Origin of the sequence: Myroides sp. JBRI-B21084 (assembly GCF_030545015.1) — a bacterium.
Taxonomy (GTDB): Bacteria; Bacteroidota; Bacteroidia; order Flavobacteriales; family Flavobacteriaceae; genus Flavobacterium.
Map to the genome: position 1 here is coordinate 309,717 of NZ_CP120653.1, position 22,781 is coordinate 332,497.

Annotated in this window: 23 protein-coding genes; 15 read left to right on the forward strand and 8 right to left on the reverse strand. The window is 31.5% G+C overall.

Going from position 1 to position 22,781, the window contains the following annotated elements:
- Positions 1–64: 64 nt before the first annotated feature.
- Positions 65–1,102, reverse strand: coding sequence for a PLP-dependent cysteine synthase family protein (locus P3875_RS01595; protein ID WP_303444512.1), 1,038 nt, complete (start codon positions 1,100–1,102; stop codon positions 65–67).
- Positions 1,103–1,169: 67 nt separating this feature from the next.
- On the reverse strand, positions 1,170–3,233 hold the full coding sequence (locus P3875_RS01600; protein ID WP_303444514.1) for a S9 family peptidase: 2,064 nt from the start codon (positions 3,231–3,233) through the stop codon (positions 1,170–1,172).
- Between the two features lie 135 nt (positions 3,234–3,368).
- On the opposite strand from P3875_RS01600, the gene P3875_RS01605 reads away from it, so the two are divergent.
- Both P3875_RS01605 and P3875_RS01610 read left to right on the forward strand, forming a co-directional pair.
- Positions 3,369–3,692: a YbaB/EbfC family nucleoid-associated protein gene (locus tag P3875_RS01605; RefSeq protein WP_303444515.1), complete on the forward strand. Its 324-nt coding sequence runs from the start codon at positions 3,369–3,371 to the stop codon at positions 3,690–3,692.
- Between the two features lies 1 nt (position 3,693).
- The gene (locus tag P3875_RS01610) at positions 3,694–4,398 is read left to right on the forward strand and encodes a DUF4369 domain-containing protein (protein ID WP_303444516.1); all 705 of its coding nucleotides are present in this window, start codon (positions 3,694–3,696) and stop codon (positions 4,396–4,398) included.
- A gap of 69 nt (positions 4,399–4,467) precedes the next feature.
- Here the strand turns inward: P3875_RS01610 and rplS are convergent, their stop codons facing one another.
- Both rplS and trmD read right to left on the reverse strand, forming a co-directional pair.
- Positions 4,468–4,824, reverse strand: a complete 357-nt coding sequence (rplS, locus tag P3875_RS01615; protein ID WP_303444517.1) for a 50S ribosomal protein L19 — start codon at positions 4,822–4,824, stop codon at positions 4,468–4,470.
- Between the two features lie 168 nt (positions 4,825–4,992).
- Positions 4,993–5,673, reverse strand: a complete 681-nt coding sequence (trmD, locus tag P3875_RS01620; protein WP_303444518.1) for a tRNA (guanosine(37)-N1)-methyltransferase TrmD — start codon at positions 5,671–5,673, stop codon at positions 4,993–4,995.
- 163 nt (positions 5,674–5,836) lie between these two features.
- Between trmD and P3875_RS01625 the strand changes: the two genes are divergently transcribed.
- From P3875_RS01625 to P3875_RS01645, 5 genes are all read left to right on the forward strand, one after another.
- Entirely contained in the window at positions 5,837–6,205 is a 369-nt protein-coding gene (locus P3875_RS01625) for a hypothetical protein (RefSeq protein ID WP_303444519.1), read from the forward strand.
- Positions 6,206–6,360: 155 nt separating this feature from the next.
- Positions 6,361–7,200 carry an MbnP family protein gene (locus P3875_RS01630; RefSeq protein WP_303444521.1) on the forward strand — a complete coding sequence of 280 codons (840 nt, stop codon included), beginning with the start codon at positions 6,361–6,363 and terminating at the stop codon, positions 7,198–7,200.
- 66 nt (positions 7,201–7,266) lie between these two features.
- The gene (locus P3875_RS01635; RefSeq protein ID WP_303444522.1) at positions 7,267–8,334 is read left to right on the forward strand and encodes a cytochrome-c peroxidase; all 1,068 of its coding nucleotides are present in this window, start codon (positions 7,267–7,269) and stop codon (positions 8,332–8,334) included.
- Between the two features lie 4 nt (positions 8,335–8,338).
- Complete coding sequence (locus P3875_RS01640; RefSeq protein WP_303444523.1) at positions 8,339–9,286, forward strand: transporter; 948 nt, start codon at positions 8,339–8,341, stop codon at positions 9,284–9,286.
- 35 nt (positions 9,287–9,321) lie between these two features.
- Positions 9,322–10,254, forward strand: coding sequence for a peptidylprolyl isomerase (locus tag P3875_RS01645; protein ID WP_303444524.1), 933 nt, complete (start codon positions 9,322–9,324; stop codon positions 10,252–10,254).
- 57 nt (positions 10,255–10,311) lie between these two features.
- Here the strand turns inward: P3875_RS01645 and rsmD are convergent, their stop codons facing one another.
- Both rsmD and P3875_RS01655 read right to left on the reverse strand, forming a co-directional pair.
- The gene (gene rsmD, locus P3875_RS01650; RefSeq protein WP_303444525.1) at positions 10,312–10,932 is read right to left on the reverse strand and encodes a 16S rRNA (guanine(966)-N(2))-methyltransferase RsmD; all 621 of its coding nucleotides are present in this window, start codon (positions 10,930–10,932) and stop codon (positions 10,312–10,314) included.
- Positions 10,929–11,741 carry a DUF3822 family protein gene (locus P3875_RS01655; RefSeq protein ID WP_303444526.1) on the reverse strand — a complete coding sequence of 271 codons (813 nt, stop codon included), beginning with the start codon at positions 11,739–11,741 and terminating at the stop codon, positions 10,929–10,931. The genes rsmD and P3875_RS01655 overlap by 4 nt, the downstream gene beginning before the upstream one ends.
- 56 nt (positions 11,742–11,797) lie before the next feature.
- On the opposite strand from P3875_RS01655, the gene P3875_RS01660 reads away from it, so the two are divergent.
- The 6 genes from P3875_RS01660 (at position 11,798) to P3875_RS01685 (ending at position 17,057) form a co-directional block, all read left to right on the forward strand.
- A complete protein-coding gene (locus tag P3875_RS01660) occupies positions 11,798–13,219 on the forward strand; it encodes an ATP-dependent DNA helicase (RefSeq protein WP_303444527.1) in 1,422 nt (473 codons plus the stop codon).
- A 34-nt stretch (positions 13,220–13,253) separates the two neighbouring features.
- Complete coding sequence (gene kdsB, locus P3875_RS01665) at positions 13,254–13,991, forward strand: 3-deoxy-manno-octulosonate cytidylyltransferase (RefSeq protein WP_303444528.1); 738 nt, start codon at positions 13,254–13,256, stop codon at positions 13,989–13,991.
- Positions 13,992–14,187: 196 nt separating this feature from the next.
- A complete protein-coding gene (locus tag P3875_RS01670; RefSeq protein WP_303444529.1) occupies positions 14,188–14,670 on the forward strand; it encodes a hypothetical protein in 483 nt (160 codons plus the stop codon).
- Between the two features lie 10 nt (positions 14,671–14,680).
- A complete protein-coding gene (locus tag P3875_RS01675) occupies positions 14,681–15,286 on the forward strand; it encodes an REP-associated tyrosine transposase (protein ID WP_303444530.1) in 606 nt (201 codons plus the stop codon).
- A gap of 125 nt (positions 15,287–15,411) precedes the next feature.
- Entirely contained in the window at positions 15,412–15,780 is a 369-nt protein-coding gene (locus P3875_RS01680; protein WP_303444531.1) for a hypothetical protein, read from the forward strand.
- A 653-nt stretch (positions 15,781–16,433) separates the two neighbouring features.
- Complete coding sequence (locus tag P3875_RS01685) at positions 16,434–17,057, forward strand: hypothetical protein (RefSeq protein ID WP_303444532.1); 624 nt, start codon at positions 16,434–16,436, stop codon at positions 17,055–17,057.
- Positions 17,058–17,392: 335 nt separating this feature from the next.
- On the opposite strand, the gene P3875_RS01690 is transcribed toward P3875_RS01685, so the two are convergent.
- Positions 17,393–17,773: a Rid family detoxifying hydrolase gene (locus P3875_RS01690; RefSeq protein WP_303444533.1), complete on the reverse strand. Its 381-nt coding sequence runs from the start codon at positions 17,771–17,773 to the stop codon at positions 17,393–17,395.
- Positions 17,774–17,793: 20 nt separating this feature from the next.
- On the reverse strand, positions 17,794–20,487 hold the full coding sequence (locus tag P3875_RS01695; RefSeq protein ID WP_303444534.1) for a putative LPS assembly protein LptD: 2,694 nt from the start codon (positions 20,485–20,487) through the stop codon (positions 17,794–17,796).
- A 113-nt stretch (positions 20,488–20,600) separates the two neighbouring features.
- Here P3875_RS01695 and P3875_RS01700 point away from each other — a divergent pair, with 113 nt between their 5' ends.
- Together P3875_RS01700 and P3875_RS01705 are read left to right on the forward strand one after the other, a co-directional pair.
- Positions 20,601–21,776 (forward strand): N-acetylmuramoyl-L-alanine amidase family protein, encoded by a 1,176-nt coding sequence (locus P3875_RS01700; RefSeq protein ID WP_303444535.1) that lies wholly within the window; start codon positions 20,601–20,603, stop codon positions 21,774–21,776.
- Between the two features lie 18 nt (positions 21,777–21,794).
- Positions 21,795–22,751, forward strand: coding sequence for an MlaD family protein (locus tag P3875_RS01705; protein ID WP_303444536.1), 957 nt, complete (start codon positions 21,795–21,797; stop codon positions 22,749–22,751).
- Positions 22,752–22,781: the final 30 nt, after the last annotated feature.

Consider the following 22,781-nt stretch of genomic DNA (forward strand, 5'->3'; position numbering starts at 1 on the left):
TTTATTTTTTGGTATAAAAAAAGGAAAACTTTCGTTTTCCTTTTTCTTTAATTATTTTGTAATGTTATTCTACATATTGAATTTGACTTTCGGTAACATTTTCGTTAGTTAAAAAGCCTTGTTCGCGCATCCAATCATCGCTGTAAATTTTGCTCATGTAACGCGATCCATGATCGGGAAATATAACTACCACGTTGCTGTCTTCTGTAAACTCTTCTTCATTCGCAAATTGGCGTACAGCCTGAAAAGCTGCCCCTGAGGTATATCCTACAAAAATACCTTCGGTTTTTGAAATTTCACGTGCTGTATATGCAGCATCTTCATCGGTAACTTTTATAAATTCATCAATTACCTTAAAATCGGTTGCAGTTGGTATTAGGTTTTTTCCCATACCTTCAACACGATAAGGGTAAATTTCATTTGCATCAAATTCATTAGTTTCGTGAAACTTTTTTAAAACCGAACCATAGGCATCAACGCCTAAAATACGCACATTTGGGTTTTGTTCTTTTAAAAATCGAGCCGTTCCTGAAATGGTACCACCTGTTCCTGAACAAGCAACTAAATGCGTTATTTGCCCGTTGGTTTGTTCCCAAATTTCAGGACCAGTTGTTTGGTAATGCGCATCGATATTTAGTTCGTTAAAATACTGATTGATATAAACCGAACCTGGGGTTTCGTTATGTATGCTTTGTGCTACGCTGTAGTACGATCTTGGATCATCGGCTGCAACATTTGCTGGGCAAACATATACTTTTGCGCCCATGGCTTGCAACATATCTATTTTATCTTTTGACGATTTAGACGATACCGCTAAAATACATTTGTAACCTTTAATAATACTCACCATTGCAATGCTAAAACCTGTGTTGCCCGACGTGGTTTCTACAATTATGCTGCCTGGTTTTAAAATGCCGCGGCGTTCTGCTTCTTCAATAATATGTAAAGCAATGCGATCTTTTGATGAGTGCCCTGGATTAAAAGCTTCAACTTTTGCATAAAAGTTTCCTTTTAAACCTTGAGATATTTTTTTTAGTTTAATTAAGGGAGTGTTGCCCACAAAATCTAAAATATTCTCATGTGCATGAATATCTTTTTTCATTTGTTATGTTTTTAGCGCTTTTTTAACATCGCTATTTCACGGTGCAAAAGTACTGTTTTTTTTGTAATTATTTTTTAATTCCTTCTAAATCTAAAATAAAGGCAAATTCTTTAGCTACTTCTTTTAACGCTTCAAAACGTCCTGATGCTCCTCCATGGCCTGCATCCATGTTGGTATCTAAAAACAATAAATTTTTATTGGTGCGTAGGGCGCGTAATTTGGCAATCCATTTTGCAGGTTCCCAATATTGTACTTGCGAATCGTGTAAACCTGTTGATATGTATAAATTTGGGTAATCTTGTGGCGCTACATTATCGTAAGGCGAATACGATTTCATATAATCGTAATATTCTTTTTCGTTCGGATTTCCCCATTCATCGTATTCCCCAGTTGTTAACGGAATAGAATCGTCTAACATGGTTGTAACCACATCAACAAAAGGTACTTGCGCAATTACCCCGTTGTACAGCTCAGGTGCATCGTTTAAAACCACACCCATTAACAAACCACCTGCAGAACCACCTTCGGCATACAAATGCGTTGTTGAGGTGTATTTTTGATCGATTAAAAATTTAGAACAATCAATAAAATCGGTAAACGTATTTTTCTTTTTAAGTAATTTGCCATTTTCATACCATTCACGTCCTAAATCTTCGCCGCCGCGTATGTGAGCAATGGCGTAAATAAAACCGCGATCTAATAAACTTAAACGAGCTGTAGAAAAATAGGGCTCCATTGTTGAACCGTACGAACCATAGGCGTATTGAAGCAGCGGATTGGTTCCATCTTTCTTTAAATCCTTTTTATATACTAACGAAATTGGAATTTTAGTACCATCGGTTGCTGTAGCCCAAACACGTTCTTCGGTATAATTATCTTTATTAAAAGTTCCGCCTAAAACTTCTTGCTCTTTTTTAACCGTTTTTTCTTGTGTACGCATGTTAAAATCTATGATTGACGATGGGGTAGCCATAGATTGGTAACCGTAACGTAGAATTTCGGTATCAAAATCTAAATTAGTTGTAGTGTATGCGGTGTAGGTTTCGTTGTTAAAAGGTAAATAATACGCTTGTTCAGGATTTTGCCAAGGCATGATTTTTAAGTGTGACAACCCGTTAAATCGTTCAGAAATAACTAAATAATCTTTAAAAATATCAATTCCTTCTAACAAAACATCATCTCGATGTGGAATTAAATCAGTCCAATTTTCTTTAGTTGTTGCCGTTTCGGGCGTAATCATTAACTTAAAGTTAGTAGCTTTATCTTTATTAGTTACTATATAAAAATGATTGTTGTAATGCGAAATAGAATATTCTAAACCGCGGGTACGTTTTTGAAAAACACTAAATTTTCCGTTTGGATTGTTGGCTTCTAAAATTTGATATTCTGAAGTTAATGTACTTTCTGACCCAATTATTAAATATTTTCGTGATTTTGAACGATAAACGAAGGTAGAAAAAGTTTCGTCTTTTTCGTTAAAAATCAATTCGTCTTGTGCCACATTGTTACCTAACGTATGTTTAAAAATACGGTCGGCACGTAGCGTTTGTTCATCCTTACGTGAGTAAAATAACGATTTGTTATCGGCAGCCCAAGTACTTCCACCTGTTGTTTTTTCAATTTTAACTGGTAAAATTTCTCCTGTTTCTAGGTTTTTAATTTGTATGGTATATTCTCTGCGCGATACCGTATCAATTCCAAAAGCAGCAAATTTATTATCATCGCTAATGTTCAATCCACCTAACTGAAAATAAGCATGCCCTTTAGCCATTTCGTTACAATCAAACATAATTTCTTCAGGTGCATCAAGTGTTGCTTTTTTGCGCGCGTAAATAGGGTAGTCTTTCCCTTTTTCAAAACGGGTAATATACCAATAACCGTTGTTAAAGTAAGGCACCGATGTGTCGTCTTCTTTAATTCGGTTTTTCATTTCTTCAAATAAATCTTTCTGAAAATCTTTAGTATGCGCGGTCATTTGGTTGTAGTACGCGTTTTCTTCGTCTAAATAAGCAATAACATCATTATTATCGCGTTCATTTAACCAATAGTAATTATCAATACGTACATCGCCGTGTTTTTCTAATTTAGTAGGAATAATTTTAGCAATTGGTTCTTTTATAGTGTTATTCATTTTATTTTTTGTTGTTGAACATGCTGCAAAAATAATACAAAAAGCAAGCATAAAGGTATTTATAGGTTTCATAATTTATAATTAGCGATTTAGGCTGAATTTAATACTTTTGTAAATAAAATAAAAATTGAATTTATGTTTGGAGATTTAATGGGCATGATGGGAAAATTACAAGATGCCCAAAAAAAAGTAGAAGAAACAAAGCAACGTTTAAACACGGTTTTAATTGATGAACAAAGTGCCGACGGGTTATTAAAGGTTACAGTAACAGCAAATCGAGTAATTAAAAGTGTTGATGTTAACGAAGAATTATTGCAAGATAAAGAACAGTTAGAAGACTACTTAATTTTAACGTTAAATAAAGCTTTAGAAAAAGCTGGCGCAATTAACGAAGCCGAACTGGCTGCAGCTGCTAAAGATGGCATGCCAAACATACCTGGAATGGATTTATTTAAATAAGATGAAAAAATTATTTGTTACACTTTTAGGAGTGGCTGCTTTTGTTGCCTGTACTTCAAAAAAAGAGGGAAATACTAAAATTACCGGCGAAATAAAAGGATTAAAACAAGGTACCTTATACATACAGCAATTAAAAGACAGCACCCTAATTACTTTAGATAGTATTGTTTTAAAAGGCGAATCTACATTTGAAACAGCTTTTGATTTAAACGAACCCGAAGTGTTGTATTTAGGCTTAAATAGGGGAACTACCAAAACAATGGATAACCTTATTTTGTTTTTTGCAGAACCTGGTAACTTGAAAATCAATAGTACTTTAGAAAACTTTTCTAGCGGTGCTTTGATAGAGGGGTCTAAAAACCAAGATTTATATACAAAGTATTTAAAAACACGATCGGTTTTTACAAACAAGCAAAGTGATTTAGTACGCGATATTATTTTGGCACAAAAAAATAAACAAGTAGTGAAAGCTGATAGTTTAGAAAGTGTTTTACAGCGTACCAAACGCATGTTTTACTTTAACGCAGTAAATTTTGCACTAAAAAATAATAAAAACGAAGTAGCACCTTATGTAACACTTACCGATGTTGCAACTATGAATAGTAAATATTTAGATACAATTTACGGTAATTTAACGCCACAGGTAGCAAAAAGTAAATACGGCATTGTTCTAAAAAATTATTTAGATTTAGTTAATAATGAATAATAATAAAGTATTTTAAAACAAAAAACACCATTCGTTTGAATGGTGTTTTTTATGTTCTTAATTAAAAGATTACTTTCTACGTAATTCTTTAATTTTAGCTTTTTTACCTGTAAGTTCTCTAAAGTAGAAGATACGAGCTCTACGAACTTTACCTCTTTGGTTCAATTCAATTTTTTGTAAAGCTGGCATATTCATTGGGAAAATACGCTCTACACCAACGTTTCCTGACATTTTACGAATTGTAAAAGTTTCAGTTGCGCCAGAACCTCTTCTTTGAATAACTACACCTTTAAAGAACTGAGTTCTTGTTTTCTCACCCTCTTTAATTTCGTAGTAAACTGTAATTGTATCACCAGCACTAAAATCTGGGAAATCTTTTTTTGTAACGAACTCGTCTTGAACGAATTTTACTAAATCTAAAGACATTTTATAAATTTTTAAAGTTAATTCAAACCAACATGCACGGTTTTCGCCAGAGGTTGATCCAAAAGTGGGGCAAATATAAGAAATTTATTCTATTTAAAACAAAAATATTGCACGAAATATCTTGTAAAAATATACATATAAGTTGTTGAAAATGAGGTTTTTTAACGTTTATTCATTTTCTAACAAATCGGGTCTACGATTTTTTGTGTGTTCATAGGCTTTTTCTTCGCGCCATTTTTCTATTTCTGGAAAATTTCCACTTAATAAAATATCGGGTACTTTCCATCCGTTGTATTCGGCAGGTCGTGTGTAAATTGGCGGTGCTAACAAATTATCCTGAAAACTATCCGTTAAAGCCGATGTTTCGTTAGATAAAACTCCGGGAATTAATCTAATAATTGTATCGCACAAAACAGCTGCACCTAATTCTCCTCCTGAAAGTACATAATCACCAATAGAAATTTCACGAGTTATAAAATGCTCGCGTACGCGTTGGTCAACTCCTTTGTAATGACCGCAAAGTATAATAATATTTTCAACCATAGACATGCTGTTGGCAATTTGTTGGTTTAACGTTTCGCCATCGGGTGTCATGTAAATAATTTCGTCGTAGGTACGTTCGCTTTTTAATTTGCTAATACATTTATCAATTGGTTCAATACTCATAACCATTCCTGCACCACCACCAAATTGGTAATCATCTACATTTTTATGCTTGTTGGTACTGTAATCTCTTAAATTATGAAAATACACTTCAACCAGTCCTTTTGCAATGGCTCTTTTTAAAATAGAAGCTTCAAACGGACTTTTAATTAATTCGGGTAAAACAGTTATAATATCAATACGCATAAAAAAATATTTGGTACAAAATTAAGCAACATAAATTAATATGTTTTGTTTTTAAATAAGTATCTTTGCACAACTTATTAAAATAGATTATAACTACTTGTTTTTTAGTAGCTGTAATAGGGTTTTATAAATTTTAAATAGTGAACAGTAATTAAACAATTCTGTGAAAAAAGCTACAGTCATATTATTATTAATTATGCTTTTTAAACCTGTTTTACCAGTTTTAGAGTACGTTATAATGTATGATTATATAAAAAACGAGCTTTGTGTAAATAAAGATAAACCTGAGTTAAATTGTAACGGTAAATGTTACTTAAAAAAAGCAATGGCTCAAGCTGCGGCAAATGATAATTCAAAATCAAAAGGGTATTCTTTTTCTGTAGAAAGTTCGGTTATTTTCTTTCAAAAATTATCAATAATAAGTGTTTCAATACCTATTGAAATTTTAAATTTTTCTAAAAAAATTCTTACTTATCAAAGAAACTATCATTTCATTGTTGTTTCTAATATATTTAAACCACCTGTTTTTTAAGTTTTTAGTATTGATGTTTCATCAATAAATAGTCTTTTTAAATGTTTTTTCTTGAAGTAGATATTTTGCTTCAACGGAATTTCTTTTGAATAATTTTTAAAAGGTTGATTAAATAATCAGCAGCAAAATTGTATTACTAAAAATTTAAATTAAAAATGAAAAATATATATAAAATGATGGCAGTTTTAGCCATTGGATTACTTTATGCAGCTTGTACAAACGATGATGACTCAACAATTATAGAAGAAAATACTTTTGGTAATGCCGAGTTTTATTTTGACAATGGCGTAAATGGCGATAAATTAATTTTAGGTAGTTCGTATAAAAATTCAAATGGTGAAACGCTTACAATAAATCGTTTCAACTATATAATAAGTAATGTGGTGTTAATTAAAGCAGACGGAACAGAATATGTATATCCTAAAGCAAAAAGCTATTTTATAATTAGCGAAGAGGCAGATTTACACACCATTAGTTTAAAAGATATACCAGCAGGCGATTATACTAAAGTTAAATTTGGTTTAGGGGTTGATAATCAACGTTATTTAGAAGGTGAAGCTGTTCAACAAGAATTTTGGAATTATGCTGCCCAACATAATTTAACTTGGACCTGGAGTACAGGATACCGTTTTATAAATTTTGAAGGAACTTTTACACCATCACAAGCTAATAAAAGTCAAAAATTGGCAGAACAATTTGGTTTTCAAATTCATCAAGGCAGCAATTCTGCAACCGATAATTACCGTGAAATAGTTTTAAATTTACCAACAACTGCACGTGTTCGTAAAGGTGAATCGCCAAATATTCACATTGTTACCGATGCTAATAAAATTGTAGATGGTACAAATAAAATTATTTTAAAAGATAATTTAAACCCAGCAGGTACCAACGCAACTATTATGGGGGGCGAAAACTTAATTAAAATTGCCGAAAATTCTTTAAACATGTTTACGGTAGACCACGTACACAACGGCAGTGGTACACAACATAAATAAAAAAATGTAAAATATTAGTTTTCTGGGTGTTTCTATACCCAGAAAACTTTCATATACCTATATAAAATGTTAATAAATAAAACAATCAAAACCACTTTGGGTATGTTGTTGCTATTCGTTTTATTTTCTTGTGGGAATGATGATGTTTATGAAGATATTATTGAAAAAGATGAGTTATTTGAGCTTAAAATACCATCAAATTTCCCATCAATAAAGCAAGATATTACTAATAATTTACCTACAAAAAACGGAGTAGCTTTAGGTAGAAAATTATTTTATGACGCTAGACTATCGCGCAACAATACCATTTCATGTGCTTTTTGTCATGAACAACAAAGTGCATTTACACACCATGGGCACGATTTTAGTCACGGCATAGATAATTTAATAGGAGCTAGAAATACACCTTCTGTTCAAAACATGATTTTTCAGACTGATTATTTTTACGATGGAGCTTCAAATAGTATTCAAATGCTCTCTATTGCTCCCATTCATAATCCGGTTGAAATGGACGAGAATTTTACATCCATTACTTCAAAATTAAAACAAGATCCAACGTATGTGAAAATGTTTAGGCAAGCATTTACAAATGGCGAAGTAAGTTCAGCAAATCTGTTAAACGCCTTGGCTCAATTCATGACCATTATGATTTCAGCCGATTCTAAATACGATAAATATGTTCGAAATGAACCAGGAGGAGATTTCACAACTCAAGAATTGCAAGGCTTGGCATTGTTTAAAAACAATTGTGCGTCGTGTCATGCCACTGATATTTTTACCGATAATTCATTTAGAAATAATGGTTTGCCACCCAATCAAAATTTAAACGATTTGGGTCGAGAAAAAGTTACTGGTTTTAAAACAGATAAGTATAAATTTAAAGTACCAAGTTTACGAAACGTTGCAATTACTGCTCCTTACATGCACGACGGACGTTTTGGTTCTTTACAATCGGTTTTAAATTTTTATTCAAATGGCGTTCAAAATACTCCAAATTTAGATCCATTAATGCAGCAACATCAAAATTTAGGAATTCCTTTATCTACAGATGAACAAGAAGCTTTAATTGCTTTTTTAAAAACTTTAACCGACGAAACTTTTATCACCAACCCATTATTTTATCATAAAACCTAATATCATGAAAAAAATATTATTTATAGTATTGCTTTTTCAACAAGCTATGTATGGGCAATTTACAGCCAATTTTAATAACGAAAATGAATCTTCCATTTTAAGTTTTTTTGAAGATTGTGATGCTTGCGGATGTTCGGCAAGTGGTGGAAGTATGGGATTTAATTCGTTTTTAAACGATAAATTTATTGGTGTAAGATATATGTTTCAAAGTTATCAAAGTAAAGATGGGGTTTTTAATAATTCGCCTTGGATTGATGAAAACTTTAATACTGTTCAAATCTGGGCTCGTGTTCCCATCACTAAAAAAACTGAAGTAATGATCTTAGCTCCGTATCATTTCCTAAGTCGAGTAAAAAAATCAGAAAATCAAAGTTTAAGTGGCATAGGCGATATAACCATTATGGGATTTTATAATTTATTGCAAACTAAAAATGATTCGGCAGCTATCCAACAAAAACTATTATTGGGCGCAGGGATAAAAGCACCAACAGGTATGTTTAACAATAAAAACAATGGCAGTATTAATCCAAGTTTTCAATTAGGAACTGGTAGTTGGGATTACAGTTTAGCAACCGAGTATAACATTCGCTTCAAAAAATATGGACTCAACACCAATATAAGTTACATTTTTAAGACCGAAAATGAGAAGAATTATCAATTCGGAAATCAATTAAATTACAGCGCTAACTTATTTTATAATGCACAATTAAAAAATGTAATAATTGTACCACAGCTAGGTATTGCTGGTGAAGAATATAAATCAAATACCGATTTTAACGAGGTTGTTCCTAAAACTGAGGGCGATATTTTCTTTAGTAAAATAGGTTTTGAAATAGGTTTAAGCAGATTTTCTGCTGGATTTAATACAATGTTACCAATCAATCAAAATTTAACAGGCAATAAGGTTAAAGCAAATTACCGCATAGCATTTAACATAAATTATGTATTATAATTTTTATATTTGTACCTTATTTTTTTAAGATTATTATGGAAAACGGTTTATACGCAAAATTTACAACACCTAAAGGTGAAATATTAATTAAATTAACACACGATAAAACTCCTGGTACTGTAGGTAACTTTGTTGCTTTGGCCGAAGGTACTTTAGAAAACACAGCACGTACACAAGGTAAACCTTACTACGATGGTTTAACTTTTCACCGTGTAATTGCAGATTTTATGATTCAAGGGGGCGATCCAACAGGTACAGGTTCGGGTGGTCCGGGTTATAAATTTGATGATGAATTTCATCCAGAATTAAAACATGATGTTCCAGGAATACTTTCTATGGCTAATGCGGGTCCGGGTACTAATGGTTCGCAGTTTTTTATTACACATATTGCAACTCCTTGGTTAGATAACAACCATACTGTTTTTGGACATGTTGTAAAAGGACAAGATGTAGTTGATGCTGTTGAACCTGGCGATAAAATGGAAAAAGTTGAAATTTTAAGAGTAGGGGAAGAAGCTGAAAAATGGAATGCTGTAGAAGCTTTTAGAACTTTTGAAGGTTCACGTACCAAAAGATTAGCCGAAGAAAAAGCTAAAATGGAAGCTGAGTTAGATAAAATTGCAGCTGGTTTTCAAAAAACAGATAGTGGTTTACGTTACCAATACATTCAAAAAGGCACTGGAAAACAAGCTACGAAAGGTAATAAAGTATCGGTTCATTATAAAGGGCAATTAACTAATGGTCAGGTTTTTGACGATTCTTACAAACGCAAACAACCAATTGAATTTAACGTTGGTGTTGGCCAAGTAATTGAAGGTTGGGACGAAGGTATCATGTTGTTAAACGTAGGCGATAAAGCTCGTTTTGTAATACCATCGCACTTGGGTTATGGTTCGCGTGGTGCCGGTGGTGTAATTCCACCAAACGCAACTTTAATTTTTGATGTAGAATTAGTAGATGCTAAATAAATAATTATACTTCACAAAAAAAGCCGCTTATAGCGGCTTTTTTTATGTATAACATTTTTATTCTTCTTCGTTTGTGTAATCAGTATCGTTTAAATCCTCGTTTTCATCCTCAAAATCATCATCGTCATCTGTTTCTTCTTGTTCATATTCAAAAAACGAAAAAATAGAACCACCGTATTTTCTGCTGTTGCTAAAATGTTCTAAATGTTCCATTTTTGTTTGGGTAGAGTGTTCAATGATTAATAAACCATCGTCTTCTAGCAATTCATTTTCAAAAATTAATTGATAAATTTTATCAAATTGTTCTTGTGAAAAATCGTAAGGTGGATCGGCAAAAATAATATCGTATTTAATTTTACTACGCTCTAAAAATTTATAAACATCACTTTTAATAGCAGTAATATCCATATCAAATTGTGCGGCAGTTTTTTTTATAAAATTTACGCAACCAAAATCGGTATCTACACAAGTAATAGGTTCGGCACCGCGCGATGCAAATTCATAGCTAATATTACCTGTACCTGCAAATATGTCAAGTACTTTTAATTCGCGAAACGAAAATTGATGGTTTAAAATATTAAATAAAGCCTCTTTACTTAAATCGGTAGTTGGGCGTACCGGCAAGTTTTTGGGTGCAATAATGCGGCGACCTTTAAATTTTCCTGAAACTATTCTCATGAATGCAATAAAATGTAATGTTGTTCTAGTTGTTCTTGTGTTACCGATAAGGTTTGTGCAATAGTTTGCAAATCGGCTACAGCAATATTTTGTATAAATTGACTTGCAATTTGGTATAAATCACTAGTTGTATTTATATTGCCATATAATGTAACAGCTTGGGTTTGGGTATTTAATTGTAGTTGTTCAAAAACAAATAAAATATAGTAAATAAAATCTTCTTTAGTTTGGTATTCGTAACTATTAAAAAACAATAGGTTTTTATCGTTAAAAACAACAATTTCAAAATGATTTACGCCTACGTGAACAAAAAAATCGGTTTGTGATGCTTTACTTTTACTAAAAAAATGTTGCACTAAACACGTATTTATATGCTTAAATGTAAAACTACCAAAAACATCTAAAAAGTAATTGTTAAATGCCACATAAGGCACATACACATTGTTCATACTAGATTGAGGTAATTGATCAAAATCAAAATAATCTGTAGGAAAAACCTTTGTGTTGTATTGTAAATAGCTACCTAATGCTTGTTCATTAAACAAAGCGTTAGGTACAAATGTATTTAAATTGTTTTGGTGTAAAATTACAACATCTTGAAAACCATTTTGTAAAGCTTCTTCTTTATCAAAAAAAACATCTAATTGTTGTTCAATTGTTTTGTAAGCATCTAATTGAAACGATTTTAAATGTGAAATTTGATTATTTACTTGATTTTTAAGACAATAACTAAAATTTTGTAACGATACTTGTATGTATAATTTTTGAAACGTTTCGTTCAACATAATCATAAAATGTATAAGTATCAAAAGTACAATATTTTTGTTGATTAATAGTATCTTTGTAAAAACCCTTTAAAAAGAAAATGACAATTACCCAATTTTATCAACAATTAAAAGATTCATTTCCGTTTGAACTTACCCTTAAACAAGATGCTTTTTTAAAAAAAATTGCCCAATTTATAGTAAGTGAAAATCAAGACGAAATTTTTGTTTTAAAAGGGTATGCTGGTACAGGTAAAACCACTTTATTATCAAATTTGGTTAACCAATTAGCGTTAGTAAATAAAAAATACGTTATGTTGGCGCCAACGGGTAGGGCGGCAAAAGTTATTGCAAACTACGCCAAACAATCAGCCTTTACCATTCATAAAAAAATATATTATCCTAAAAAAGATAAAAATTCTGGAGTTGCATTTACTATGCAAGCCAATAAACATAAAAATACTATTTTTATTGTTGATGAATCATCAATGATTGCCGATAATGTCACCGATGCTACCATGTACACACATGGTTCATTGTTAGATGATTTAATGTATTACGTGTATTCTGGTCAAAATTGCAAACTTATTATAGTAGGCGATACAGCACAGTTGCCACCAGTTGGTATGGACGAAAGTCCTGCTTTGAACGAAAGTAAATTGGCTTTAAACTACCAAATGAAAGTCGATTTTATTGAATTAACCGAAGTAATGCGTCAAGAAGAACATTCGGGTATTTTGTACAATGCCACCGAATTACGTGAGCAATTAATGCAAGAATTTTATGATTTTTTTGAATTTGATGTAAAACCATTTAAAGACATTATTCGGTTACAAGACGGATACGAAACGCTTGATGCCATACACGATGCATACGCACAAAAAGGTACCGAAGAAACTATTTTTATAGTGCGATCTAATAAACGCGCCAATCAATACAACCAACAAATTCGAACCCGCATTTTAGATAATGAAAGTGAAATTAGTGCAGGCGATTACATAATGGTGGTTAAAAACAATTATTTTTGGTTAAAAGATTCAAAAACAGCCGATTTTATTGCAAATGGCGATATTTTAGAAATCTTACAAATTTACAAACACCACGAATTGTACGGGTTTAGATTTGCTTCGGTAAAAGTACGTATGATTGATTACCCCGATATGTTACCGTTTGATACTATTGTTCTGCTAGACACGCTTCATTCAGAGTCGGCTAGTTTAACTTACGAAGAATCAAATAAATTATATCAAGAAGTACTACTTGATTATCAAGATGAAATCACAGCTTATCGCAAAATGCAAAAAGTAAAAAACAATGAGTATTTTAATGCCCTACAAATAAAATTTGCATACGCAGTTACTTGTCATAAATCACAGGGTGGGCAATGGGATACCGTTTTTATAGAACAGCCCTATTTGCCAAATGGTATAAATAAAGATTATATGCGTTGGCTATACACTGCATTAACACGTGCAAAAGAAAAAGTATATTTAATAGGCTTTAACGACGATTTTTTTACATAATAATTAAAAATCAACAAAAAAACATTCCATATAAATGAATCAATTAAAAATAATAGCAGTAATACCTGCACGTTACGCATCAACCCGTTTTCCTGCAAAATTAATTCAAGATTTAGGCGGAAAACCAGTAGTTGTACAAACTTATTTAGCCACTTTAGCTACCCAATTATTTGATGAGGTTTTAGTTGCTACCGATCACGAAATTATTTACAATTTACTAAAACAGCACCACGTAAATGTTGTTATGAGTAGCGATGCACATGAAAGTGGAAGCGACCGTATTGCCGAAGTAGTAGCTAATTTAGATTGTGATGTAGTTGTAAATGTACAAGGCGATGAGCCTTTTGTAAGTAAAGAAAACCTACAAAGTTTAATTTCGGTTTTTAAAAACGATATTGAAAATAAAATAGATTTAGCATCGCTAATGTTTGAAATTAACGATTTAGAAACCATTAATAACCCTAATAACGTAAAGGTGGTTATTGATGAAAACTATAAAGCTTTGTATTTTTCACGAGCTGCAATTCCTTTTCCGCGCGATGGTAAAAGCTATGCGCCCTATTACCAGCATATAGGGGTGTACGCCTACCGAAAACACGCTTTATTGGCTTTTACAACTTGGCAAATGAAAGGGTTAGAAGCTACCGAAAAATTAGAACAATTACGTTATTTAGAATACGGTAAAACCATACAAATGGTAGTAACTAGCCATGTAGGTGTAGGTATTGATACCAAAGAAGATTTAGATAAAGCACGTTTGCTATGGAAATAAAAAACAACCACAACTTATTAACAATTTTGTGATTTTTAAAGTTTTTAAATAGTATAAACACACGAAAGGATTCGTGCGGTTGCGGATATGAATAAGTTATTTGCTCAAAGTCGGGAGACTTTGCGCAGCGGGGTAGAAAGTTATGATATTAAGTATAACAGAAAAAATATAGGTAAATCACAATATACTCTTAATAATGAAGAATAGTTTAATTGTTTTAATCGTGGTACTGTTTTTTAGTTGTAATTCGAAAGAAAATCAATCAAATGATCTACAAAATTTTTTTACAGATCTTAAAGGCGATGAGTATTGGGGTATTTATTCTGCATATCATAATTTTAAATTTAATGGTAATTACGTAAAATTTTATAATAATGGTACTTATAAAAATTATAAATGGGATAAATATGGAAGAAAATTTGAGGCAGATACTATCGAAATAAAGAAGTGGAGTGTAACAAAAGATAGTATTTTAAGCTATAATTTTCGATTCAGATACAAGATCGTTTTAATAAATGAAGGTGCAATTTTAATATCTTCTGGAGGTAAAGAAACAACATTTATGTTTATTAAGGAGAGTGAAAAACACCGGAGAAAATTGGATTGGCATTTACATACAGATTCCTTGAAGCTAAACAATCCCACGCTGCGCAAAGTTTGCAACTTTGAGCAACAATAAACAATAAAAAATGAAAGAAGGTTATATCATAAAAGACCAAGAAAAACCTCACTTTATTACTTGTACTGTAGTAGATTGGGTAGATATATTCACTAGAAAGGTTTATAAAGATATAGTAATTTCATCATTAGAATATTGTATAAAAGAAAAAGGTATGATTTTGTATGGTTATGTGATAATGAGCAATCATATTCATTTAATTGTACAATCCAAAGAGGGAAAACTATCAGACTTAATAAGAGATTTTAAAAAATTTACAGCAAAATATATTTTAGAAGCTATACAAACTGAACCAGAAAGTAGAAGAGAGTGGATGCTAGATTTATTTAAAAAAGCAACAGAAAGCCATACAAGAAATAAGAATTATCAGTTTTGGCAATATGGCAATCATGCAGAAGAAATTTATACCTTGCGTTTTATGTGGGACAAATTAAATTACATACACTTAAATCCAATAAGAGCAGGTATTGTAGAAAAAGCCCAACATTACATTTATTCCTCTGCTAATAATTATGTTTCAGGGAAAGGGTTGTTATTGGTAGAATTAGCAGATAACCCAGTAATTGATACAAGCAACACAAATGAATTTTGGAAATATAATAATTTTGATGAGTAAGTTGGCTCAAAGTCGGGAGACTTTGCGCAGCGGGGGGGAAATGGGATAGCTCCTCAAAGACATATGAATGTGGATTTGTATCCAAATAAAAAAGTTTTACCTAATAGCGGACACAGAATATTAGAATGATGAATAATGAACATAATAATTTTTTAGTTGATATATTAAGTATTTTACCAAATGAGGTCGAATGTTTAATACAAGCTCCAAGTCTTGAAAATTCAACTATTCAAAAAATGACAAAAAAAAGTAAATATGATTATTATAATTTAATAAATTTAACAGAAGAGAATAAAAAAGATTTTATAGATGAAGAATTAACTAATTCAATTGGAAATTTTATTCAAAATATCCAAATCAGAAAAGGAGATAGTCTACTATTTGAAGGATATGATGGAGTTGAATACGGAGTAATCTCTAAATATCTTATTATTCCCGATTGGTTTATAAAGAAATATGTCCCTGATACTTGTACTATATCTAATGAATGGTAATGTTCCAAAGTTAGTGATATTAATAAAAAAATGTTTACCCGATCGCCCCCGAGCTGGTGCGAGCATCTTGCTCGTGCAAAAAAAACAAAGAAGCCGTCTCACAACTAGAGACGGTTTTTTTTGGTAATGTATCAAATGTGTTGATGAAAGTTGAAACCCTTGTAAAATGTAGCTTTATAAGCTTTAAATGAAATTTTTTATAAAAATAAACGTACCCACGCTGCGCAAAGTCTCTCGACTTTGAGCTAAATTTAAAAAAACACAGTTATATCATTGTATCTTTACTTGTTAAAAATATTGATTGATTATATTTGATAATAATTTAATTTAGAAGTAGCTCAAAGTCGGGAGACTTTGCGCAGCGTGTAGAATTAGCAGATAACCCAGTAATTGATACAAGCAACACAAATGAATTTTGGAAATATAATAATTTTGATGAGTAAGTTGGCTCAAAGTCGGGAGACTTTGCGCAGCGGGGAAAATTTTTCCGAGTGTTAATGTATCTGGCAATTGGCAAAACACAAAAGGAGATGGAAGCGGTACTACTCCTGTAATATTCCATCCTGTAGCTCCAATTCCTCGAACGTATGAACATAAATATCCAGCTTCAAGTCCAATTGTAAATTAATAATATGATTTTTTTAAATAATAAGATGAAAGTTTCAATCCAACTTTTTTTTCTAACAATTCTGTTAAATAGTTGTCACGGTCAAAAAGGTGCTAGCTTAGAAGAATGTAAATCACATGTGGTAAATGCGTCCAAAATGGTTAATTCTTTTTATTCAGAGAAAAAACAAAATTTGCTTTCAGATGCTTTAAAAGAAGTTGAATTTTCTATGAATTGTCCTGAAACAAAAGCTAAATCAATTGAAATAAAAATATCAATTTTATCTCTTCAATTGCAGTATGATAAAGCAAGTGCATTTATTAATTCGTTGAACGAAAATGATTTTTCTAAATCATACAAAAAGAATATGCAGTATTATCTTTTTAAAGCATTTAGTTTTGAATTAAAATCTGACATTAAAAATAGAGATATAAACTTTAAACAATCAATTGAATCAATAAATCAGTTTATTGGAAAAAGTAAATCTATTGATCAAGAAGCGTACTATGATTTGTATTTTGTGAAATCAAAGATGCTAAACAAAGAAGAGATTAGTCAGGAACTAGATGATTTAAAGAAGACTTACCCTTCTGATGCCGAGTTTTTTGAGCTTTTGAAAGAATCATTTAATGAAACTGTGAAACAAGGAACTCTTCAAAAAGTAGGGTAGTGTATCAAATGTGTTGATGAAATTTGAAACCCTTGAAAACTGTAGCTTTTTAAGCTTTAAATGAAATTTTTTATAAAAATAAAGACGAACATTTGTTCGTCTTTATTAATTTAAGTGTCTTAAAACAGCTAAAAATGGTAAATAGCAATACCCACGCTGCGCAAAGTCTCCCGACTTTGAGCTAAATTTTAAAAACACAGTTATATCATTGCATCTTTACTTGTTAAAAATATTGATTGATTATATTTGATAATTATTTAATTTAGAAGTAGCTCAAAGTCGGGAGACTTTGCGCAACCAAAAAAAAAAAAAATAGAACCTAAAGTTCTATTTTTTTATTTATGTAAAATCATTGAAATTTCAATATTTACGTTGCGTGGTAATTTTTCAACCTGTACACATTCACGTGCAGGAGCTGTTTCGGCATTAAAATAGCTAGCATAAACTTCGTTTATTAACGCAAAATGATCCATATTTCTAATAAAAATAGTTGCTTTAACAACATTTTCAAAAGTTAAACCAGCTTCATCAATAATATACTGTAAGTTTTGCATTACTTGTTTAGTTTCGTCTTGAATACCTGTTGTAACCAATGTTTCGGTTGCTTGGTTAAAAGGTATTTGACCCGATATAAACAATAAATCACCCACCATTACCGAATGGTTGTAAGGGCCAATAGGTGCGGGTGCTTTTGCAGAATTAATTATTTTTTTCATTTAATATAGTGTAAAGTAAATTATCTGTTTCTAAAACGGCGTTCGGCTGCGTTTCGTTTTTCGTACTTAATATCTTGTAAAATAGATGATTTAATACCAATAAAAAAGTTCCATTGTTTGTAATATCCATTCGGAATCCAAGAAAAATCCATTCGCCATGATTTTAAATCGCGCTCAAAACGCAATTGTGTATAAGTTACACCCTTATTTTTAAAATCGTAACCTGTAGAAAATCCTGTAACCCAACCTGGTGAAAGTGTTACATTACCTGAAACCATTAACGAATTATTGGTTATTTCTGATGTTCTTCGGGCGTTATTATAAGTTAAACTCCACGCCAAAGTTAAATCCCAAGGAATATCGGTATTGTAAAAGCTTGTTTTAGATTCTTTTCTTTTATCTTCATCAAACATTGATTTTTGTCTATCGGCTAAATCAACCGATTGACCAAATAAATCATCACCTCTTCCGCCATTTTGCATGTTTTTATTAATTTCATCGCTATCGTTATTTGGTTTTGCACTTCCACCAAATAAAGGATCAGTACTTGCTAACGCATAATTTACAGTAACATTTGCACTTGTTAAACGCATTAAACTTCCACCATTTGCAATATTAAATTTATCAATACGGTTTCCAGCATTATCAATTGCTAACGGATCTAAGGAAGTGCCTAAATTTAAACGCAATTTATCCTTTAATAAATTGGTGTTTGCGTTTAAACGTAAAGGTTGTAGTTTTAACGAGTCGGCCGAAAAATTATATGAAGTACTAAAATTCAACGAATTTAAAAGCGCAATTTTTTTAGGTTCGCCCGTTGTTGATTCATCATCACGTACTTTCGCTTCAAAATTATTACCCAAAGAAAAACTCATGATATTAGACATAGATTGATTGGGTGCACCAAACAAAGTACCGTTAAAACGCGAATACTCTTCCATAGTTGTACCTAAAGCATCAATTGCATAAGTATCGTAATATTGATTAAAACTTGGGGTGTATGTATATGCAACCGCCGGACGCATTACGTGTCTAATTGCTTGAATTTTTGCGTTTTTGTTAAAATTGAATGTTCCGTAAATGGTGGTTCCAATGTTAGTACTAAAATTATATGTTCGGTAACTATCAAAACCATTATCACGTTCAGTTTCAACCTTATTAGTTGCTAAACTGTAATATTTATTAAAAGTATTTAGTACCCATGTTTCGGTAAAATTACCCGACATAGATACCGATAAGTATTTAAAAACTTTAAAATTAGTTGCCAAAGGAATGGAATGTTGCACACCAGCATCCATTTCGTTAAACATTTCCGATTTAAAGAAAAGGGAATCTGTGGTTTGAATTTGATTTCGACCACTTAAATTATATTGCAAATTTAAATTTTGAATAAACCCTTTTTTAGAACCGTTTTTAGGTGCAAAAGGATATACACGATCTACACTAGCTTGCAAATTAGGTAACGACATGGTTATTTGCTTTGTATTGGTATTTTGGGTGTGATTTGCCGATACCGTTACGTTTGCCTGTGGTGTTGATTGAAAGGTTTTTGAATAACTTACCGATGACGATAACGTGTTATTCATATTTGAACCAATGTTTTGGGTGTTTAACGAGTTGCGAAAATAATTACTACTACCCAAGTTTACCGATGCAGCAAAACGCGAATTGGGGTTTGCTTTTGCATCTTGTGAATGGCTCCATTGTATATTGTAAATTCTATTTTTACTGTAATTATCAAAACCTTTTTCGCCTTCAATTAAGGTTTCGTATCTAAAATTAAAATTACCGTTGTATTTGTATCTTTTTCTATACTGCGATTGTGCATTTAAGGCATTACTACCTTTTGAATATACATCGCCTAATAAAGTTAAATCAATTTTATCGCTAAAAGCAAAATAATACCCACCGTTTTGTAAGTAATACCCACGTAAATTGGTATCGCCAAAAGAAGGTATTATAAAGCCTGAAACTGCTTTTTGCGATAGTGGAAAAAATGCAAATGGAAGTCCAATTGGTGTTGGCACATCTTCAATTACCAAATTGGTAACACCTGTTACAATTTTTTTGTTTGGTACAAATTTAGCTTTACTTGTTTTAAAGTAATATTCAGGGTTATCAATGTCTTCGGCAGTTGTAAACTTAACACCTTTCATAAAGTAAACAGAATCGTTTACTTTTTTAGTCTTTTCGGCTTTAACATTAAAATCGTTATACTTTGTTCGTGTATTCCAAACAATAGCTTTTTTTGTTTTAGTATTGAAACGAATAGAGTCTGGTTCAACTACCTGATTACCTTGTTTAAAAACCGGATGTTGCACCAAATTACCTACCGAATCTTTAATTCTACCAGCATAAACCTCTTCTTTATCGTAATCGTAAATAATAATTCCGGCAGTTAATTCGTAATCCTGATACTTAAAAACAGCTTGGTTATACAAGGTTACCTTTTTATTTTTTTGATCTAGTTTTTCGTAATCTTTTGCCTTGCGCAACATAGGCGCTTCTAATTTTTGTCCTTGTTTTGGCTTAATAGTATCGGTAACCACAGGTTTTAAAGTTGTTGGTGTTGTTGGTGTTGTTGTAACGGTATCTTTCTTGTTTTCAATGTTTAAGTGCCTGTTAACATGCGGAAATTCTTGAGCCGATGCCTGTGTAAAAGCACTCGGAATCAAAATCAAATTAAAAACGATATATATTACTTTTGTATGCAATTTTTATATGCTATTTTTGTAAAATTGTAGGTTTGTTTTTTCGACTTCAAACTTACTAATATTTTTTTTTAATTTTAGACTTTTAAATAAGAAACGAAAATTTTAAATATACTATGTTTATAAATAAGTTTAAAGCTGTATGTATAGCTGCAATTTTATGTGCTGGATATACAGTTAATGCCCAAAATTTTAAAGTAGTTTTAGATGCTGGGCATGGTGGGCACGACTTTGGAGCAGTTCGTGGAAATTATGTAGAAAAAAAGATTGTTTTAGATGTAACTTTAAAAGTAGGTGAACTACTTAAAAAAGATAAAAATATAGAGTTGGTTTTTACACGCAGAAATGATGTTTTTGTTGAATTAAGAGAGCGTACCGAAATTGCCAACCGCGAAAAGGCCGATGTGTTTGTATCAATACATGCTAATGCTGTTGCTAATGCACCAGCTGCATCGGGTACAGAAACATATGTAATGGGAACCAGTAAAAATGCTTCGAATTTAGAAGTAGCTAAACGCGAGAATGCCGTTATTACTTTAGAAGACGATTATCAAAAGAATTATGCGGGTTATGATCCAAGCAGACCCGAATCGTTAATTGGTTTAACTTTAATTCAAGAACAATTTGTTACGCAAAGTATAGAGTTGGCTTCAAAAATTCAAACTCGTTTTACAAACGATGCCGAACGAAAAAATCGCGGTGTAAAACAAGGTCCTTTTTGGGTATTACACGGTGCTTTTATGCCAAGTATTTTAATAGAATTAGGTTTTATTTCAAATAGCGAAGAAGGTGCTTATTTAAATAGCGAAGAAGGTAAAAATGAAATGGCACTTTCTATTGCCAATGCAATTCTTGACTATAAACGCCAGTATCATTCTGCTAGTGAAACATTGCAAACTTTGCCTAAAGAAACTAATACACGACCTGTAAAAGTTGAAAGCAAAAAAGTAGATAGTGTACAGGAAAAAGTTACTCCAACTCCGCCTGCACAAAAATCAACCGTTACAGAATTAAAACCAGAAACAGTTACAACAACAGGTGTATCTTTTAAAGTACAAATTGCTGCAAGTAGTAAAAATGTTGATTTAGAACCTAGTAATTTTAAAGGTTTAAACAATATTACTGTTGTAAAAGAAGGCAGCATGTATAAATATTTTTATAACGAAACAACTGACTACGATCACGCACGTAAAGCATTAGAGGTTGCTAAAAACAAAGGATACAATTCGGCATTTTTAGTTGCATATAAAAACGGAAAAAAAATAAGCATACAACAAGCAATAAATAAATAATAATTTAAAAATTTAAAATTGAAAATAGCTTTAACACGCGAGATAAAAACAGCCATTTTGGTACTTTTATCTATAGGAATGTTAATTTGGGGATACACTTTTTTAAACGGTAAAAACCTATTTAATAATTCACGTACTTTTTTTGTGGAGTATGATAATGTAGAAGGATTAACAACAGCTTCATCGGTAACAGTAAATGGAATGGTAGTAGGTAAAGTACACCATATATCGTTACAAGAGCAAGGTAAATTATTGGTAGAATTAATGATGACTGAAAAGGTTGATATACCAAAATCTACAAGAGCAGTAATTTATTCACCAGATTTAATTGGTGGCAAACAAATTTCATTGCAAATAAATTACAACGATAAAAATTTTGCTCAAAGCGGTGATTATTTACAACCAGGAATTTTAAATGGTATTGTTGATGAATTAGGTGCTAAAGTAGATCCAATTGCTAAAAAATTAGATTCGGTTTTATACAATGTTAACATTTTGGTACAATCTTTAAATAAAACGTTAGATCCAGCAACACAAAAAAATTTACAAGAAGCCCTTGCACAACTTAATGCAACCATGCACAATGCAAACGGTATTACTGGTAAATTTGATAAAATTGTTACCAATAACGAAGCTAAAATAAACAACATGGTAACCGATTTTAACAATACATCAAAAAACTTATCGGCTTTTTCAAACGATTTAGATAAAATACAACTTCAAAAATTACAAGATATTTTAACTAAATTTGATAACGCCGCAGGTAATTTAGACAACATGTTAAACGATGCCAATAATGGTAAAGGGAATATTGGTAAGTTAATGAAAGAAGAACAATTGTATAACAATTTAGAACAAACAACTAAAGAATTAAACCAATTGTTAGAAGACGTTAAATTAAACCCAAGCCGTTACATAAATATTTCGGTATTTGGCAAAAAAACACAGCCGTACCAAGCACCCGTACAACAATAGCATACACAATAAAACAATAATTAATTTAGG

What these genes read in the sequence shown, in the direction of transcription:
- P3875_RS01595 (WP_303444512.1), bottom strand. Translation starts at nt 1,102, where the DNA reads ATGAAAAAAGATATTCATGCACATGAGAATATTTTAGATTTTGTGGGC.
- P3875_RS01600 (WP_303444514.1), bottom strand. Translation starts at nt 3,233, where the DNA reads ATGAATAACACTATAAAAGAACCAATTGCTAAAATTATTCCTACTAAA.
- P3875_RS01605 (WP_303444515.1), top strand. Translation starts at nt 3,369, where the DNA reads ATGTTTGGAGATTTAATGGGCATGATGGGAAAATTACAAGATGCCCAA.
- P3875_RS01610 (WP_303444516.1), top strand. Translation starts at nt 3,694, where the DNA reads ATGAAAAAATTATTTGTTACACTTTTAGGAGTGGCTGCTTTTGTTGCC.
- rplS (WP_303444517.1), bottom strand. Translation starts at nt 4,824, where the DNA reads ATGTCTTTAGATTTAGTAAAATTCGTTCAAGACGAGTTCGTTACAAAA.
- trmD (WP_303444518.1), bottom strand. Translation starts at nt 5,673, where the DNA reads ATGCGTATTGATATTATAACTGTTTTACCCGAATTAATTAAAAGTCCG.
- P3875_RS01630 (WP_303444521.1), top strand. Translation starts at nt 6,361, where the DNA reads ATGAAAAATATATATAAAATGATGGCAGTTTTAGCCATTGGATTACTT.
- P3875_RS01635 (WP_303444522.1), top strand. Translation starts at nt 7,267, where the DNA reads ATGTTAATAAATAAAACAATCAAAACCACTTTGGGTATGTTGTTGCTA.
- P3875_RS01640 (WP_303444523.1), top strand. Translation starts at nt 8,339, where the DNA reads ATGAAAAAAATATTATTTATAGTATTGCTTTTTCAACAAGCTATGTAT.
- P3875_RS01645 (WP_303444524.1), top strand. Translation starts at nt 9,322, where the DNA reads ATGGAAAACGGTTTATACGCAAAATTTACAACACCTAAAGGTGAAATA.
- rsmD (WP_303444525.1), bottom strand. Translation starts at nt 10,932, where the DNA reads ATGAGAATAGTTTCAGGAAAATTTAAAGGTCGCCGCATTATTGCACCC.
- P3875_RS01660 (WP_303444527.1), top strand. Translation starts at nt 11,798, where the DNA reads ATGACAATTACCCAATTTTATCAACAATTAAAAGATTCATTTCCGTTT.
- kdsB (WP_303444528.1), top strand. Translation starts at nt 13,254, where the DNA reads ATGAATCAATTAAAAATAATAGCAGTAATACCTGCACGTTACGCATCA.
- P3875_RS01670 (WP_303444529.1), top strand. Translation starts at nt 14,188, where the DNA reads ATGAAGAATAGTTTAATTGTTTTAATCGTGGTACTGTTTTTTAGTTGT.
- P3875_RS01675 (WP_303444530.1), top strand. Translation starts at nt 14,681, where the DNA reads ATGAAAGAAGGTTATATCATAAAAGACCAAGAAAAACCTCACTTTATT.
- P3875_RS01680 (WP_303444531.1), top strand. Translation starts at nt 15,412, where the DNA reads ATGATGAATAATGAACATAATAATTTTTTAGTTGATATATTAAGTATT.
- P3875_RS01685 (WP_303444532.1), top strand. Translation starts at nt 16,434, where the DNA reads ATGAAAGTTTCAATCCAACTTTTTTTTCTAACAATTCTGTTAAATAGT.
- P3875_RS01690 (WP_303444533.1), bottom strand. Translation starts at nt 17,773, where the DNA reads ATGAAAAAAATAATTAATTCTGCAAAAGCACCCGCACCTATTGGCCCT.
- P3875_RS01700 (WP_303444535.1), top strand. Translation starts at nt 20,601, where the DNA reads ATGTTTATAAATAAGTTTAAAGCTGTATGTATAGCTGCAATTTTATGT.